18 protein-coding genes and 1 tRNA gene are annotated in these 13,948 nt (G+C 74.2%); 14 read left to right on the forward strand and 5 right to left on the reverse strand.

Annotated features, from left to right (window positions below):
* Positions 1 to 6: 6 nt before the first annotated feature.
* The 3 genes from ACZ4K2_RS15580 to ACZ4K2_RS15590 all read right to left on the reverse strand — a co-directional run bounded on the left by ACZ4K2_RS15580 (position 7) and on the right by ACZ4K2_RS15590 (position 3,685).
* Positions 7 to 360 (reverse strand): hypothetical protein, encoded by a 354-nt coding sequence (locus tag ACZ4K2_RS15580; RefSeq protein ID WP_467468700.1) that lies wholly within the window; start codon positions 358 to 360, stop codon positions 7 to 9.
* A 237-nt stretch (positions 361 to 597) separates the two neighbouring features.
* A complete protein-coding gene (locus tag ACZ4K2_RS15585) occupies positions 598 to 1,188 on the reverse strand; it encodes a GNAT family N-acetyltransferase (RefSeq protein WP_467468698.1) in 591 nt (196 codons plus the stop codon).
* Positions 1,178 to 3,685, reverse strand: coding sequence for a penicillin acylase family protein (locus ACZ4K2_RS15590; RefSeq protein ID WP_467468696.1), 2,508 nt, complete (start codon positions 3,683 to 3,685; stop codon positions 1,178 to 1,180). The genes ACZ4K2_RS15585 and ACZ4K2_RS15590 overlap by 11 nt, the downstream gene beginning before the upstream one ends.
* Positions 3,686 to 3,762: 77 nt before the next feature.
* Here ACZ4K2_RS15590 and ACZ4K2_RS15595 point away from each other — a divergent pair, with 77 nt between their 5' ends.
* The 5 genes from ACZ4K2_RS15595 to ACZ4K2_RS15615 all read left to right on the forward strand — a co-directional run bounded on the left by ACZ4K2_RS15595 (position 3,763) and on the right by ACZ4K2_RS15615 (position 6,710).
* Complete coding sequence (locus ACZ4K2_RS15595; protein WP_467468694.1) at positions 3,763 to 4,485, forward strand: siderophore-interacting protein; 723 nt, start codon at positions 3,763 to 3,765, stop codon at positions 4,483 to 4,485.
* A 126-nt stretch (positions 4,486 to 4,611) separates the two neighbouring features.
* Entirely contained in the window at positions 4,612 to 5,205 is a 594-nt protein-coding gene (locus ACZ4K2_RS15600) for an HhH-GPD-type base excision DNA repair protein (RefSeq protein ID WP_467468692.1), read from the forward strand.
* A gap of 82 nt (positions 5,206 to 5,287) precedes the next feature.
* Positions 5,288 to 5,983, forward strand: coding sequence for an HdeD family acid-resistance protein (locus tag ACZ4K2_RS15605; RefSeq protein WP_467468690.1), 696 nt, complete (start codon positions 5,288 to 5,290; stop codon positions 5,981 to 5,983).
* Between the two features lie 95 nt (positions 5,984 to 6,078).
* The gene (locus ACZ4K2_RS15610) at positions 6,079 to 6,399 is read left to right on the forward strand and encodes a hypothetical protein (protein WP_467468688.1); all 321 of its coding nucleotides are present in this window, start codon (positions 6,079 to 6,081) and stop codon (positions 6,397 to 6,399) included.
* A gap of 53 nt (positions 6,400 to 6,452) precedes the next feature.
* Positions 6,453 to 6,710, forward strand: a complete 258-nt coding sequence (locus tag ACZ4K2_RS15615) for a hypothetical protein (RefSeq protein ID WP_467468686.1) — start codon at positions 6,453 to 6,455, stop codon at positions 6,708 to 6,710.
* A 33-nt stretch (positions 6,711 to 6,743) separates the two neighbouring features.
* Here the strand turns inward: ACZ4K2_RS15615 and ACZ4K2_RS15620 are convergent, their stop codons facing one another.
* Entirely contained in the window at positions 6,744 to 8,309 is a 1,566-nt protein-coding gene (locus ACZ4K2_RS15620) for a helicase HerA-like domain-containing protein (protein ID WP_467468684.1), read from the reverse strand.
* A 112-nt stretch (positions 8,310 to 8,421) separates the two neighbouring features.
* On the opposite strand from ACZ4K2_RS15620, the gene ACZ4K2_RS15625 reads away from it, so the two are divergent.
* Positions 8,422 to 8,718 (forward strand): type II toxin-antitoxin system VapB family antitoxin, encoded by a 297-nt coding sequence (locus ACZ4K2_RS15625; protein WP_004943146.1) that lies wholly within the window; start codon positions 8,422 to 8,424, stop codon positions 8,716 to 8,718.
* A gap of 98 nt (positions 8,719 to 8,816) precedes the next feature.
* Positions 8,817 to 9,452 carry a LytR C-terminal domain-containing protein gene (locus ACZ4K2_RS15630; protein WP_467468682.1) on the forward strand — a complete coding sequence of 212 codons (636 nt, stop codon included), beginning with the start codon at positions 8,817 to 8,819 and terminating at the stop codon, positions 9,450 to 9,452.
* A gap of 108 nt (positions 9,453 to 9,560) precedes the next feature.
* On the opposite strand, the gene upp is transcribed toward ACZ4K2_RS15630, so the two are convergent.
* Positions 9,561 to 10,196, reverse strand: a complete 636-nt coding sequence (upp, locus tag ACZ4K2_RS15635) for a uracil phosphoribosyltransferase (RefSeq protein WP_467468680.1) — start codon at positions 10,194 to 10,196, stop codon at positions 9,561 to 9,563.
* Between the two features lie 95 nt (positions 10,197 to 10,291).
* Between upp and ACZ4K2_RS15640 the strand changes: the two genes are divergently transcribed.
* The 7 genes from ACZ4K2_RS15640 (at position 10,292) to ACZ4K2_RS15670 (ending at position 13,666) form a co-directional block, all read left to right on the forward strand.
* Complete coding sequence (locus ACZ4K2_RS15640) at positions 10,292 to 10,537, forward strand: hypothetical protein (RefSeq protein ID WP_467468678.1); 246 nt, start codon at positions 10,292 to 10,294, stop codon at positions 10,535 to 10,537.
* Positions 10,538 to 10,839: 302 nt separating this feature from the next.
* Positions 10,840 to 11,373, forward strand: a complete 534-nt coding sequence (locus ACZ4K2_RS15645; RefSeq protein WP_467468676.1) for a tRNA adenosine deaminase-associated protein — start codon at positions 10,840 to 10,842, stop codon at positions 11,371 to 11,373.
* 59 nt (positions 11,374 to 11,432) lie between these two features.
* The gene (tadA, locus tag ACZ4K2_RS15650; RefSeq protein ID WP_467468674.1) at positions 11,433 to 11,864 is read left to right on the forward strand and encodes a tRNA adenosine(34) deaminase TadA; all 432 of its coding nucleotides are present in this window, start codon (positions 11,433 to 11,435) and stop codon (positions 11,862 to 11,864) included.
* Positions 11,865 to 11,916: 52 nt separating this feature from the next.
* Positions 11,917 to 12,001 (forward strand) — tRNA-Ser (locus tag ACZ4K2_RS15655).
* Positions 12,002 to 12,170: 169 nt separating this feature from the next.
* Complete coding sequence (locus ACZ4K2_RS15660; RefSeq protein WP_467468672.1) at positions 12,171 to 12,350, forward strand: hypothetical protein; 180 nt, start codon at positions 12,171 to 12,173, stop codon at positions 12,348 to 12,350.
* A gap of 10 nt (positions 12,351 to 12,360) precedes the next feature.
* A complete protein-coding gene (locus ACZ4K2_RS15665) occupies positions 12,361 to 12,654 on the forward strand; it encodes a Dabb family protein (protein WP_467468670.1) in 294 nt (97 codons plus the stop codon).
* 169 nt (positions 12,655 to 12,823) lie between these two features.
* Positions 12,824 to 13,666: an RNA polymerase sigma factor SigF gene (locus ACZ4K2_RS15670; RefSeq protein WP_467468838.1), complete on the forward strand. Its 843-nt coding sequence runs from the start codon at positions 12,824 to 12,826 to the stop codon at positions 13,664 to 13,666.
* The last annotated feature ends 282 nt before the right edge of the window (positions 13,667 to 13,948 follow it).

Consider the following 13,948-nt stretch of genomic DNA (forward strand, 5'->3'; position numbering starts at 1 on the left):
TGCGGATCAGCGCCGGGGGCGGTGGGGGGTTCTGGTGAGGAGCGGTAGCGACAGCAGGAGCAGGGCGCCTTCGGCGGCCAGGCCGGCCAGTCCCAGGGGTTCGGTCCAGTTACCGATGTCGTCGCTGTAGGCGGGCAGCCCCGGGCCCCTGGAGAGGACGTAGCCCAGCAGGGGGCCGACGGCGACCCCGGCCGCCAGCAGCCAGCCCGTGCGGACGAGACCGCCCAGGAGCAGCACGGCGGCGACCACGGCGGCGATCTCCAGGACGTGGTAGGCGACACCGATGTAGTAGGGGTCTCTGGTCGTCGTGAGGCCGCCCTGGTCCACGACGTGGATCGCGGCCACCACGAGGCACAGCACGGCCCCCGTCAGCCTGGCCGCCCACGTGGCCCCCGGCCCCCTCGGAGTCCGTGTCCCCCTCCGCGTCTGTCGTGTCATGCGGGAGGACCCTTCTGCGCGGCGGGCCGCCGGGGTGTCCCCGGCAGGCGGGGACGGCGGTCCGCGACAGTTCCGCGAGTACCCACTGCCGACGGGAGGCACGGCCGGGGACCGGTCCGGCCCCGGCCCGTGTCCTCCGTCACCCCGCCGCGGCGGACGTCACGCGGGGAAGGCCGCCGACCGGTCCAGGAAGGCGAGCTGGGCGTGCTTCTCGGGCAGGTACACGTCCGGCAGGTCGACCTCGGGGAGGACCACGGCGGGCCCGCGCCTGAAGCCCTGGCGTTCAAAGCGGGTGATGGCCTTGGCGTTGCGCACGTCCGGGTCGACCACGATGCGCCGGCGGTCCAGGACGCGCAGCACGTACGCCGTCAGCACCTCCAGCAGGGCCTTCGTCCAGCCGGGGTGCTGTCCGCCGGGGCCGGCGGGGGCGAGGAGGAGGTGCACGCCGATGTCGCCGGGGAGGACCTCGTAGCACTCGCCGACGCGGTCGGCGGACGGCTCGTACGTCTGGAAGAGGGCGGCGGGGGCGCCGTCCTTGGTGACCAGGTGGGCGTGGTGGGTGTCGAGCGTGGCCAGGTGGGCGTAGATCTCCACGACCTGCTCCCGGGTCAGGCCGTTCATGCCCCAGAACGCGGCGCGTTCGTCGCTCACCCAGGCGTGGACGACGTCGGCGTCGCCCTCCGGGTCGAGGGGGCGTACGCGGACGGTGCCGTAGCCGTCGACGTGCTGGACGTGCAGGTCAGTCGTCATGGGTTTCCTCGGGAGTCGCGGGAGTTGAGCGAGTTGCGGGTGGTTCGGGGGTGAGCAGGGTCCAGTCGGTGACCACCGGAGCCAGGTCACCGTCGAGCCAGAGCGGGAGCTGGTCGCGGTGGTGGGCGGCGCCGGGTACGCCGTCGGCGCCGAAGGGGACCACCCAGCGGCTGTTGTCGCGGTCGGCCAGGTCCCAGACGTAGCGGGCGGCCGGGCCGCGCGCGGCGCGGTCGGTGAGACCAGGGACGGCCGAGGTGCAGAGCACGCAGTCGTGGTCCCCGGCGAGACCGGGCGCGGTGTCCGCGTCCGGCGCGGTGTGCGGGTCGTCCGGCAGCGCCTTCCAGGCGGCGAGGCGGTGGGTGGCTGCCCACGGCCGGGCGGGCGGTGCGGCGGCGACCTCCTCCAGGGCGGTGCGGACGGCTGCCTCGCGGTCGATGCCGTACAGGTCCGGGGCGCGCAGCAGGTGTTCGAGGGCGTAGCCGATGCGGGGGACGAGGGCCAGCCAGGGCAGCAGGACGTCCGGGTAGGCGGGGGGCTCGGTGAGCGGCGCGAACACGGGGTGGGCGGCGAGCCGCCGTACGACCGCGCCGCGCACCGCCGCGAACTCCGCCGCGCGGGTGCTGTCCGCGTCCATGCGGCGGTCCCAGGCGAGCAGCCGGCCGCGCAGCTCCGCCGCGGCGGGGCTGAGCCCGGTGAGGGCGGCGAGGTGGTCCAGCAGGGGTGCGGCGGAGCCGAGGTGGGTGTCGGTGTGGATCGCGGGCATGCCGTCGGCGGTCCAGTCGCGGCCGGCGTCGAGCAGGGCGCGGATGCGGTCGGCGCGGTGGGGTGGGGCGAACTCGACGCCGAGGGGTGCGGCCAGGCCGCGGGCGTTGGCCATCACCGCGAGGCCGTCGGCCGGTTCGGCGTACGGCGTCTCGTGCATGCCGTGCCAGTCGTGGCCGGGTTCCCAGGCGGGGACCGGGTGGAGACTGTTGGCCCCGGCGCGGACGGGGACCTTGCCGGCGACGCGGTGCAGGGTGCCTCCGGCGGTGTCGGCGGCCTGGACGACGTTGACCGGCTCGGTCCAGGCGTCCAGGGCCCGGTCCACGTCGCCCGCGCTGCGGGCGCGCAGGAGGGGGAGGAGGGCGCTGAAGCCGAGGTCCTCCGTCACCCGGGGCGGATAGCGCAGGGCGAGCGCCTCGGCCGCGCCGGCCCCGGCCGCCGTCCCGGTCGGGTAGGCCCCACTACCGGGACCGGTGGTCACCCCTCCCGGGAAGGCCCCACTGCCGGACCCGGCCGCCACCTCGGCCGGGAAGGCCCCACTGCCGGACCCGGCCGCCACCTCGGCCGGGAAGGCCCCACTGCCGGACCCGGCAGCCACCCCGTCACCGAGGCCCGCGTCACCGATCCCGTCACCGAGCTTCCCGCCAACAGGTCCGCCCGCGCCCTCGCCACCAAGACCCGCGCCACCGATCCCGGCCGCCACCCCGTCACCGAGGTCCCCGGCGCCGGGTGTGGCCGGTTCCCGGGGCGGGGCGTCGCCGGCGGCCGGCCCGGGGCGGGGCTCGGTGCCGTGCTCCGCGAACGCCTCCAGGCCGTCCGGGCCCCCGGCGATCACCGGGCCGCGGGGGGTCTCGACGATCTCGATCTCCAGTGACGGCTCGCCCGCGATCTCCACCGTCTCGGTGTGGCGGGCGGCCCGCCGCCAGATGCCGTCCGGGCCGAGCGCCTCCACGCCCGCGCCGGTGCGCCGCAGCCGTTCCCGGTAGAGGTCCTGGTAGTCGGCCATGGCGTTGGTGATGGCCCAGGCGACCGGGCCCGCGTGGCCGAAGTGGGCGACGCCGGGGACGCCGGGCACGGCCAGTCCGACCACGTCGAACTCCGGGCAGCAGAGGCGGATCTGCTGGTAGACCCCGGGGTCCTCGATGAAGCGGTGCGGGTCGCCGGCGATGAGGGCCTGGCCGGTTGCGGTGCGCTCGCCGGTGACGAGCCAGCCGTTGCTGCCGGCGGTGCCGGGCCCGTCGGTGGCGAACAGCCCGGCCGCGCCGGGGCCGAGGTGCCGTATCGCCTGCTCGCGCCAGAGCTTGGCCGGGAAGCCGGCGAACAGGATGTGCGTGGCGAGCCAGATCCCGAGCGGGGTCCAGGGCTCCCAGTGGCCGGGGGCCAGGCCGGTGCGGGCGAACTCCGGGGCGCGGCGGGCGCCCTCGGCGAGCCCCTCGTTGACGCCGTCGGTGTACGCCCGTACCCACGCGGCCGTCTCCGGGTCCCGGCGTTCCAGGGCGGCGAAGCAGCGGCGGGCGGTGTCGTCGAGCCGGGCCCGGCGGGCGAGGACGTCCCAGGAGAGTTCCCCGGCGCCGAGGAAGGACGCGGAGGTGCCCCGGGCCCGGTGCCGCTCGACCTCCAGTTGCCAGGCCCGGTCGTGGGCGGTCACCCGGCCCTGCGCGCGGGCCAGTTCGTGGACGTCGGACGCGCGCAGATGGGGGATGCCCCAGGCGTCGCGGTAGATCTCGATGGCCACCCGGAGACCCCGATCTTTAGGTTAGCCTTGCCTAAGTAGTTTTCGTGGCGGAATCGTACGCGACCGAGGGAGGGGCCATGGGGCAGGGGCGGGGCTGGGAGGGCGCGGTCCTCAGACTGATGCGCGCCAAGGACTTCGTGCTGACCGTTCTCGACGCCGAGGACGTGACCCCGTACTACCGGCGGCTGCGGCTGCGCGACGGCGGGCTGCTCGCCGCGGCCGGCGTCCACCCCACGATGTGGGTCCGGCTGTGGTTCTCCGACGGCGGCCGGCCGCACCAGCGCGCGTACACCCTGGTCGACCCCGACCCGGCCACCGGCACCTTCGGCCTGGAGTTCGCCCTGCACGCGGGCGTGGCCTCCGACTGGGCCCGGACCGCGCGGCCCGGCGACACCGTGGAGGCCACCGTCCAGGGCACCGGCTTCCGGGAGCCCGAGCCCGCGCCCTCCCACCTCGTCGCGATCGGCGACCCGGCCTCGCTGCCCGCGCTGAACTCCCTGCTCGGCGCGCTCGGTTCCGCCCCGGCGACCGTGTGGTTCGAGGGCGAGCCGGCGGGGCTGCCGTGCCGCGCCGAGGCCGACCGGCACGAGCTGCGGCCGGTGCCCCGCCGGGACGCGGGCGCCCACCTGGTGGAACGGGTCCGCGCCGAGCTGCCCGCCGTCCTCGCCGGCACCCCGCAGCCGTACGTCTGGATCGCCTGCGACACGACGACCACCCGCACCCTGGCCGCCTACGTCCGCAAGGAGCTGGGCGTGCCGAAGCAACGGGTGCACGCCCTGGGGTACTGGCGCGCGGACTGAACGGGCGACCGCGCACGACGGCGGGCGGGTACGGGCGCCCCGGCCCCGACAGGCACCCCGACCCCGACGAACGCCCGCCCCCGGCCCGGATGAGCGGAGCGGGCGGCCGCGCGGGATCATCGACGCATGGACGTCACCCTGCACCTCGCCCAGGATCCCGCGGCCGACGCGCTGCTCGGGCGGTCCCCGCTCGCCGCGCTGACCGGGATGCTGCTGGACCAGCAGATCCCGATGGAGTGGGCGTTCAAGGGCCCCCGGACCATCGCCGACCGGCTCGGCGCCGAGGACCTGGACGCGCACGACATCGCCGCGATGGACCCGGAGTCCTTCGCCGCGCTGCTCTCCGAGAAGCCGGCGGTGCACCGCTACCCGGGATCGATGGCGAAGCGCGTCCAGCAGCTCTGCCAGTACCTCGTCGAGCACTACGACGGGGACGCGGAGGCGGTCTGGCGGGACGCCGGCAGCGGGGCCGAACTGCTGCGCCGGCTCCAGGCGCTGCCCGGGTTCGGCCGGCAGAAGGCGCAGATCTTCCTGGCCCTGCTCGGCAAACGGCTCGGCGTCGCCCCCGCGGGGTGGCGGGAGGCCGCCGGGGCCTACGGCGAGCCGGAGTCCTTCCGGTCCGTCGCCGACATCACCGGCCCCGAGTCGCTGGCCAAGGTGCGCGCGCACAAGCAGGAGATGAAGGCGGCGGCCAAGGCCGCCAAGGCGGCGAAGAAGTAGGGCTCCCCCCGGCCGGGGCCGCGCGTCACCCGGTCGGCCCACACCGGTGGCCCCCGCCGCCCGGTCGGTCCCAGCATGGGGCATGACCGACATACCGAGCAGCGGCCCCGAACGGGACCGCCCGTACGACGACCGGCACGTCCACGAGGCGGCGCCGCCCGGTGGCCGCCCCGCGACGGAACCGCACCACGACGTCCACGAGCCGGAGCCGCCGCTGGAGGGCCCGCTGCACGCCCTGTCCCGGGCCGCCTGGCAGGCCGTCCTCGTCACCGGGGTCAGCTCGCTGGTGCTCGGCATCCTGGTACTGGTCTGGCCGGGCCCGTCCCTGCTCGCCGCCGGGGTGCTCTTCGGCCTGTACCTGGTGATCAGCGGCATCTTCCAGCTCGTGTCCGCGTTCGGCACGCACCGGCGGACCTCGCTGCGCGTGCTGGCCTTCCTCAGCGGCGCGCTGTCGATCATGCTCGGCCTGTTCTGCTTCCGCGGGCCCATGCAGTCGATCCTGCTGCTCGCCCTGTGGATCGGCATCGGCTGGCTGATCCGCGGGATCACCCAGACCCTGGCCGCCGTGCACGACTCCCGCATGCCCGCCCGGGGCTGGCAGATCTTCCTCGGGATCGTCACCTTCGTCGCCGGGATCGTGCTCATCGACTCCCCGTTCAGGTCGGTCGCGGTGCTGACCCTCGTCGGCGGCATCTGGCTGGTCGTGGTGGGCGTCGTGGAGATCGTCACCGCGTTCGGCATCCGCGGCCGGGCGCGCCGCGTGCCGCGGGCGGTGTGACCGGCCGTCAACCACGCGTTCCGCGGGTACGCCGAGCGGGCGGATCTCATGCCGGGCGTGCTGCCCTCCCCGCCCGCCCCGGGCAGACACCTCCCGTGAGCGGGAGCAGGAGCACGGTCCGCGGCCACACCTGGCTGCGGGCCCTCGTGCTGCTCCTCGCCCTGTGGGTGCCCGCCGCCCCGGTGCCGGTCCAGACGGCGCCGGCCCTCGCCGCGGCCGCCGGGGCCGGCGAACACGACCATCCCGACACCGCCGTCCGGCCGGCCGCCCGTGCCGTGCACCGGGAGGACGCGCCCGACCGCCTCGCGCCCCTGCCCGGCCCGGCGCCCGCCCGCCCGGCGACCCGCCCGTGCCCCGGCACGCCCGGGACGCCGTACACCGCCCTCCTGCCGCGCACGGTGGTCCTGCGCTGCTGACGGACCCGCGCCACCGCGAGGAAAGTCGGCTCGACGCGAGGAGCAGCACGGTCATGCCCACAGACCCCTACGCCGTCCTGCGCGCACTCCTGCGCGCGGAGGCCCGGCGCGCCGCGGCGCCCCGGCCGGACCAGCGGACACCACAGCAGCGCAAACCGGAGGAGCCGGCACCCGAGGAGCGGACCTCGGAGGAACCGGCATCCGAGGAGCGGACCTCGGAGGAACCGGCATCCGAGGAGCGGACACCGAAGGAGCAGGCGCCGGGGGAGCAGCCACCGCCGCGGCGGGTGCCGGAGGAGCGGAGCCGCTGACCCCAGGTGCCGCGCGGGGACCGGCGGGGGCGGCTACCGTCTCCGCCGGGCGGTGCCGAACAGGGAGCGGGTGATCTCCCGGCCGAGCTGGGTGCCGACCGAGCGGGCCAGGGACCTGAACATTCCGCTGCCCACGACCTGTTCGACCAGGGACGGCTCCTCGCGGGCCGCCCGCTCGCGCTCCGGCCCACCGGCCGTACGCGGGGCCGGGGCGGCGGAGGCCAGCCGCTCGTACGCGGACTCTCGGTCCACAGCCTGTGCATAACGGCCGTGGAGCGGGGACGCGCGGACCTCCCGGTCCAGTTCGGCGGCGTCGACCGGGCCCATCAGGGACTCCGGGGCGCGCAGCCGGGTGGCGGCGACCGGGGTCGGCGCCCCGGTCTCGCCGAGCACGGTCACCACGGCCTCGCCGGTGCCCAGGCCGGTGAGCAGTTCCTCCAGGTCGTACGCCGACTTCGGGAAGGTCCGCACGGTCGCCCGCAGGGCCTTCTCGTCGTCCGGGGTGAAGGCACGCAGGGCGTGCTGGACCCGGTTGCCGAGCTGGCCGAGGACGTCCCCGGGCACGTCCTTGGGGGTCTGGGTGACGAAGAAGACGCCGACGCCCTTGGAGCGGATCAGCCGGACCGTCTGCGTGACGGACTCCAGGAACGCCTCGGAGGCGTCGTCGAAGAGCAGGTGGGCCTCGTCGAAGAAGAACACCAGCCGGGGCTTGTCGAGGTCGCCGACCTCGGGCAGGTCGTGGAAGAGGTCGGCGAGCAGCCACATCAGGAAGGTGGAGAAGAGCAGCGGCCTGTCCTGCACGGCGGGGAGTTCGAGGACCGTGACGAGTCCCCGGCCGTCCTCCGCGGTGCGCAGGAGGTCCGCGGTGTCGAACTCCGGCTCGCCGAAGAAGTCGGCCATGCCCTGCGCCTCGAAGGCCGTGAGCGAGCGCAGGATCACCCCGGCCGTGGCGGTGGACAGGCCGCCGATGTCCCGCAGCTCGGCCTTGCCCTCGTCGGAGGTGAGGAAGGCGACGACGGCCCTGAGGTCCTTGAGGTCGACCAGTTCCAGGCCCTTGGTGTCGGCGTAGTGGAAGATCAGGCCGAGGGACTGCTCCTGCGTCCGGTTCAGCCGGAGCGCCTTGGCCAGCAGCAGGGGCCCGAAGCTGGTGACGGTGGCCCGCACCGGGATGCCGTGGCCGAGGCCGCCGAGCGCGAGGAACTCCGCCGGGCAGCCCGCCGGGTGCCACCGCTGGCCCACGTCGGCGGCCCGCCCCTCCACCCGGGCGTCCGGCCGCCCGGGCCGGGCGATGCCGGACAGGTCGCCCTTGACGTCCGCCAGGAACACCGGCACGCCCTGCGCCGACAACTGCTCGGCGACGAGCTGGAGGGTCTTGGTCTTGCCGGTGCCGGTGGCGCCGGCGACCAGGCCGTGCCGGTTGAGCGCGGACAGCGGGACGCGCACCCGCGCACCGGGGTGGCAGCGCCCCTCCCACAGCACGGCGCCGAGGTCGAGCGCGGGGCCGGTGAAGGCGTAGCCGTCGGCGATCCGCCGCACCGGGCCGGGCGGGGCGTCGGCGCCCCGGGGGTCCGCGGGGGGCGCGGTCTCGCTGTCACTCATCTCCGGCCCCTGTTCGGTAGGCACCCTTATGTCCGTTTTGCTCCACCTTTTCAAGCGTTGCACTCCACCGCCATGGCTGCGCCCGGAACGTCTTGGCCGGTAGGCTTTCCGTGTGATCTTCAAGCGCATCGGAAACGGCCGGCCGTACCCCGACCACGGCCGGGAGAGCACCCGGCAGTGGGCGGACGTCGCGCCGCGCCCGGTCCGCCTCGATCAGCTCGTGACCACCAAGCAGCAGCTCGACCTGGAGACCCTGCTGGCGGAGGACTCGACGTTCTACGGCGACCTCTTCGCGCACGTCGTGAAGTGGCAGGGCGACCTGTACCTGGAGGACGGACTGCACCGCGCGGTCCGCGCGGCCCTCCAGCAGCGCCAGGTGCTGCACGCGCGCGTGCTCGAACTGGACTGACCCGGCACGACACGGCCGTTGGCCCTTTCGGGTTCCCCTGGGCCCCATCGGCTGATCATCTGATAGGCATCGCCGCTCGGGCACACTACGCTGCGCTCATGAGCATGCTCACTCCCCCCGGCATGGGCGGCCAGTACCGGGTCACGGGGGACAAATACCCTCGGATGCGTCCGCCCCGCCGGCACGGCAGGCGAGTGGCCGCCGCGGTCGCGTCCGTCTCCGTGCTCGGCCTGATCGGCTGGGGCACCGTGCAGCTCATCGACGTCTTCACCGGGGGCGGCGGCGGTACCGTGGCCGCCCCCGCGGCGGACTGCCGGACCAAGGCCGACGCGGCCCCGGCGGCCCGGGCCGAGGACCTGCCCGAGCCGGGCCGGATCACCGTGAACGTCTACAACGCGACCACCCGCTCCGGGCTCGCCAAGCAGACCGCGGACGAGCTGAGGAAGCGCGGCTTCCGCATCGGCACCGTGGGCAACGCCACCAAGCAGTACGACCGGAAGGTCAAGGGGACGGGCCTCCTCCTCGGCGCCCCCGCCGCACAGGACACCTCGCTGCGGGTGCTCGGCACCCAGCTCGCCGGTGCGCAGGCGCGCGCCGACGGCCGCAGGGGCGCGGACCTCGACCTGATCATCGGGGACGGCTTCAAGGGGCTGGCCGGGCAGGCGACCGCCGACCAGGCCATGACCGCGCTGACGGCCCCCGAACCGCCGACGGTCCTGAAGAAGGGCTGCTGACCGGCGGTCCCGCCGGCCGGCTCGGCCGGGTGGACGCAGCCGCCCCGAACGGGTGCGGCCGTGCGGGGCAGGCCCGGTGAACGGGCCGCGCCCCGGTGGGCGCGGTGACTACTCGGCGGCTCCGTAGAGCCGGTCGCCCGCGTCGCCGAGGCCCGGGATGATGTAGCCGTTCTGGTCGAGGTGGTCGTCCACCGCCGCCGTCACGACCGTCACCGGGGTGTCCGCCAGCTCGCGCTCCATGACCTCGACGCCCTCGGGGGCGGCCAGCAGCACCACGGCCGTCACGTCGTCCGCGCCGCGCTTGATCAGCTCCTGGATGGCCGCGACCAGCGTGCCGCCCGTGGCCAGCATCGGGTCCAGGACGTACACCTGGCGGCCCGAGAGGTCCTCCGGCATGCGCGAGGCGTACGTGGACGCCTGGAGCGTCTCCTCGTTGCGGATCATGCCGAGGAAGCCCACCTCGGCGGTCGGCAGCAGCCGGACCATGCCGTCCAGCATGCCGAGGCCGGCACGCAGGATGGGCACCACCAGCGGACGGGGGCGGGCGAGCTTGACGCCCGTCGTCCGCGCGACCGGCGTCCGGATGTCGACGGCCTCCGTACGCACGTCCCGCGTGGCCTCGTAGGCGAGCAGGGTGACCAGTTCGTCGGCGAGCCGCCGGAAGGTCGCGGAGTCGGTGCGCTGGTCGCGCAGCGTGGTGAGCTTGTGGGCGACCAGGGGGTGGTCGACGACATGGAGACGCATGCCCCTAACGGTACCTGCGTCCCCGGCCGCCCTCTCCCTGGCGTCAAACCGACCGTCCGGGGGAAGACGGGAAGGACGGACTGGGGTGGTGTGACGTGCCTGACCTGCCTGACCTTCCAGCGGACACCTCCGGGCCCACCGCCGGCACGGCCGGCCGGGGGGCGGGACCCGCACGGACCGATCCGGACAGAGGCGAGAGCGAGGCCGAGCGGCGCCGGCGGCGCGCCCAGTTCCTGCGCGATCTCGCCGAGGCCCGGGCCCTGCGCGCCCGGGTGCAGCCCCGGCGCGCCAAGGCGGCCCGGCTGCGCCACGCGATGCGCATGCGGACGTTCCGCTGGTAGCCCGGCGGGACCCGGCCCGGCGCGGAAGATCCACGTCCGGGGCGGTGTTGGGGACGCGGAGGTGCGTGTGCGCGGGGAAAAGCCGCGTACGATCCGCAGGTGGCGGCAATGAGCGCGGTGCTGAGCCGATCGCGCGTCCGCGATCGAAACAGCCGGACACAGGGTGCCGAAGACGTCCCCTGGACGCCTTGTTTCTGCCACGATTCCGAGTGGGTGGGGCTCGGAGCCCAGGCTCTCCCCGCCCAGTACCTCCGCCGGGGGGACCCCCAACCGGCACGCCTACGACCAGTGGGAGAGTCACGGTGTACTTCGCCGCACTGCTCGCGCGCACCGAAGACGGGTGGGAAGCGAGCGACACAGAGCTCGACGATGTGGAGACCCTGTCGGATCTGGCCGACCTGGCCCGGGAAGCCTCTCCCGACGAGGACACGGTGCTCGTCCTGATCGAGCAGGAGGACGCCTGGTTCGGCGTCGTGCGCGTGGACGGCGAGGAAGACCCTCGCATCTACGTCTCGGACGCCGCCGCCGCCCGGCGCAGCGCGTACGGGGAGCTGCTGCTCACCGACGAGCTGCTCGGCCGGGAGCCCGGCTCGGACGACGGTCCGGACCTGGACGAGCTGGATCTCGACGGCACCGAGGACGGTGAGTCCGAGGAGGACGACGACGAGGAGGGCGGCGGCGCCGACTCGGTGCCGCACAGCCCGGTGGGCGACAGCGAGATCCTGGACGACCTCGGCATCGGTGAGAAGGAGCTGCGCTCCCTGGACGCCGACGACGCGCTGGGCGCGATCGCCGAGGCGCTGGGCGCCTCGGAGGTGCTGGAGACCGTCCGCTGACCACGTCACGGGACCCGCGGAGTACGCCGGACCCGGTCCGGGACCCCTGGCGGGCCGCGATGCGGCTCGCCCTGGACCAGGCCGGGCTCGCCGACCGGGGCGGCGACGTCCCCGTCGGCGCCGTGGTGCTGGCACCGGACGGCACGACGGTGCTCGGCGCCGGGCACAACGAGCGCGAGGCGACCGGCGACCCCACGGCGCACGCGGAGGTCCTCGCGATCCGGCGGGCGGCGGCCCGGCTCGGCGAGTGGCGGCTGACCGGCTGCACGCTCGTCGTGACGCTGGAGCCCTGCACGATGTGCGCGGGCGCGCTCGTCCAGTCCCGGGTGGACCGGGTGGTCTACGGCGCCCGCGACGACAAGGCGGGCGCGGCCGGTTCCCTCTGGGACGTGGTGCGCGACCGCCGGCTCAACCACCGGCCCGAGGTCGTCGAGGGCGTGCTCGCGGCGGAGTGCGCCCGGCTCCTCACCGATTTCTTCCGGGACCGCTGACTGGCGGCCATCGATTTCGAACCACGCCGCACTGTGCTGTAGGGTCTCCCTCGGTAGCGTGTCCGAGCGGCCGAAGGAGCTCGCCTCGAAAGCGAGTGTGGCGCAAGTCACCGAGGGTTCAAATCCCTCCGCTACCGCTTGTGGAAAGGCCCCGTCGAACCGGCGGGGCCTTTCGCCTTTTCCCCACCCCGGTGCGGCCGCAACGGCGCCGCACCGCCGGGTTGTTGGCGCTCCGGCGGGGCCCGGCGGTTACACTCGCGGCCGGCAGCAGGGGCCCACGGGGGCACAGGGACAGGGGAGGCCGCGGTGACGGTGAACGCCAAGAAGATCGCCGTGTACATGCTCGTGGTCTTCGCGCTGTACGTGATCATCACGGACCCGGCCAAGGCGGCCGACTACGTCCAGATAGGCTTCGAAGGCATATCGGACGCGGCCAGGGCCATCGGGGACTTCATGACCTGGGCCGCCGACGGAGGAAAGGGCTGAGGTACACCGAATGATCCGCCATCTTGTCCTCTTCAAGCTCAATGAGGGCGTCGAGCGCGACGATCCGCGGGTCGTGGCCGGCGTGGAGGCCTTCCGGGCGCTCGGCGGCCAGATCGAGGAGCTGCGTTCCTGGGAGTGCGCCTGGAACATCACCGACCGGCCGATCGCCTACGACTTCGCGATCAATTCGGCCGTCGAGGACGCCGACGCGCTCAAGCGCTACCTGGAGCACCCGGCCCACCAGGCGGGCGTCGCGCTGTGGCGCGAGTTCGCCACCTGGGTGATCGCCGACTACGTGGTCTGAGCGCCGTAACCGCCCGAGCCCCCCGCCGTTCCGGTGGGGGGCTTTCCTTCGTTATACGCCCCAACTTATTGGAGTTTGAGGTCAACACGGCATTATGCGGTGCTTGCGCACAGTGGACATGTCTTGTGATGCTATGACCGCTTTTGACGGATGATTGACGGACGAAGAGGTGGCGTTGACCGTGTCGGCCAGTACTGCGCCGCCTCACGACGAGGCGGCAGCCTCGACCCCGCCGGCCCCGGAAAAGCGCCGCGGTGCGGACACCCGGGCACTGACCCAGGTGCTGTTCACCGAACTGAAGGAGCTCACCCCCGGCACGCCGGAGCACAACCGGGTGCGGGGAGCGCTGATCGAGGCGAACCTCCCGCTCGTGCGCTACGCCGCCGCCCGCTTCCGCTCCCGCAACGAGCCGATGGAGGACGTCGTCCAGGTCGGCACCATCGGCCTCATCAACGCCATCGACCGCTTCGACCCGGACCGGGGCGTGCAGTTCCCGACCTTCGCGATGCCCACCGTGGTCGGCGAGATCAAGCGGTACTTCCGCGACAACGTCCGCACCGTCCACGTCCCGCGCCGGCTGCACGAGCTCTGGGTGCAGGTGAACAGCGCGACCGAGGACCTGACCACGCTCCACGGCCGCTCACCGACCACCGCCGAGATCGCCGACCGGCTCCGGATCGGCGAGGACGAGGTGCTCAGCTGCATCGAGGCGGGGCGCTCCTACCACGCCACGTCGCTGGAGGCCGCCCAGGAGGGCGACGGACTGCCCGGCCTGCTGGACCGGATCGGCTACGAGGACCCGGCCCTGGACGGCGTGGAACACCGCGACCTGGTCCGCCACCTCCTCGTCCAACTCCCCGAGCGCGAGCAGCGGATCCTCCTCCTGCGCTACTACAGCAACCTCACGCAGTCGCAGATCAGCGCGGAGCTGGGCGTCTCCCAGATGCACGTCTCCCGCCTGCTCGCCCGCAGCTTCCAGCGGCTGCGCTCGGCGAACCGGATCGACGCGTAGGACCACGCGGCACCGCGGGCGCCGCGCCCGAGCGCAGGGGGCGTCCGGCGGGCGCACGGAAGCACATCCCCCGAACGGCCCTGCATCGCATGCCCGATCGATCGATAACCGGCGCGGGCGAATCGCTCACCAGGGCGGATGCCGACAACCAGGACCCGAATGTCCGTCAGACCCCGTTTCTCCAGGGCCGATTCGCCTCACCCTTGTCGACATGTCGGTACAGCGCGTTGCCGACATGTGACATTCTGCGGGAAGCGCGTTTGCCGTGGCTCCGGCTCCGGT

This window comes from Streptomyces sp. NPDC025833 (assembly GCF_055558055.1).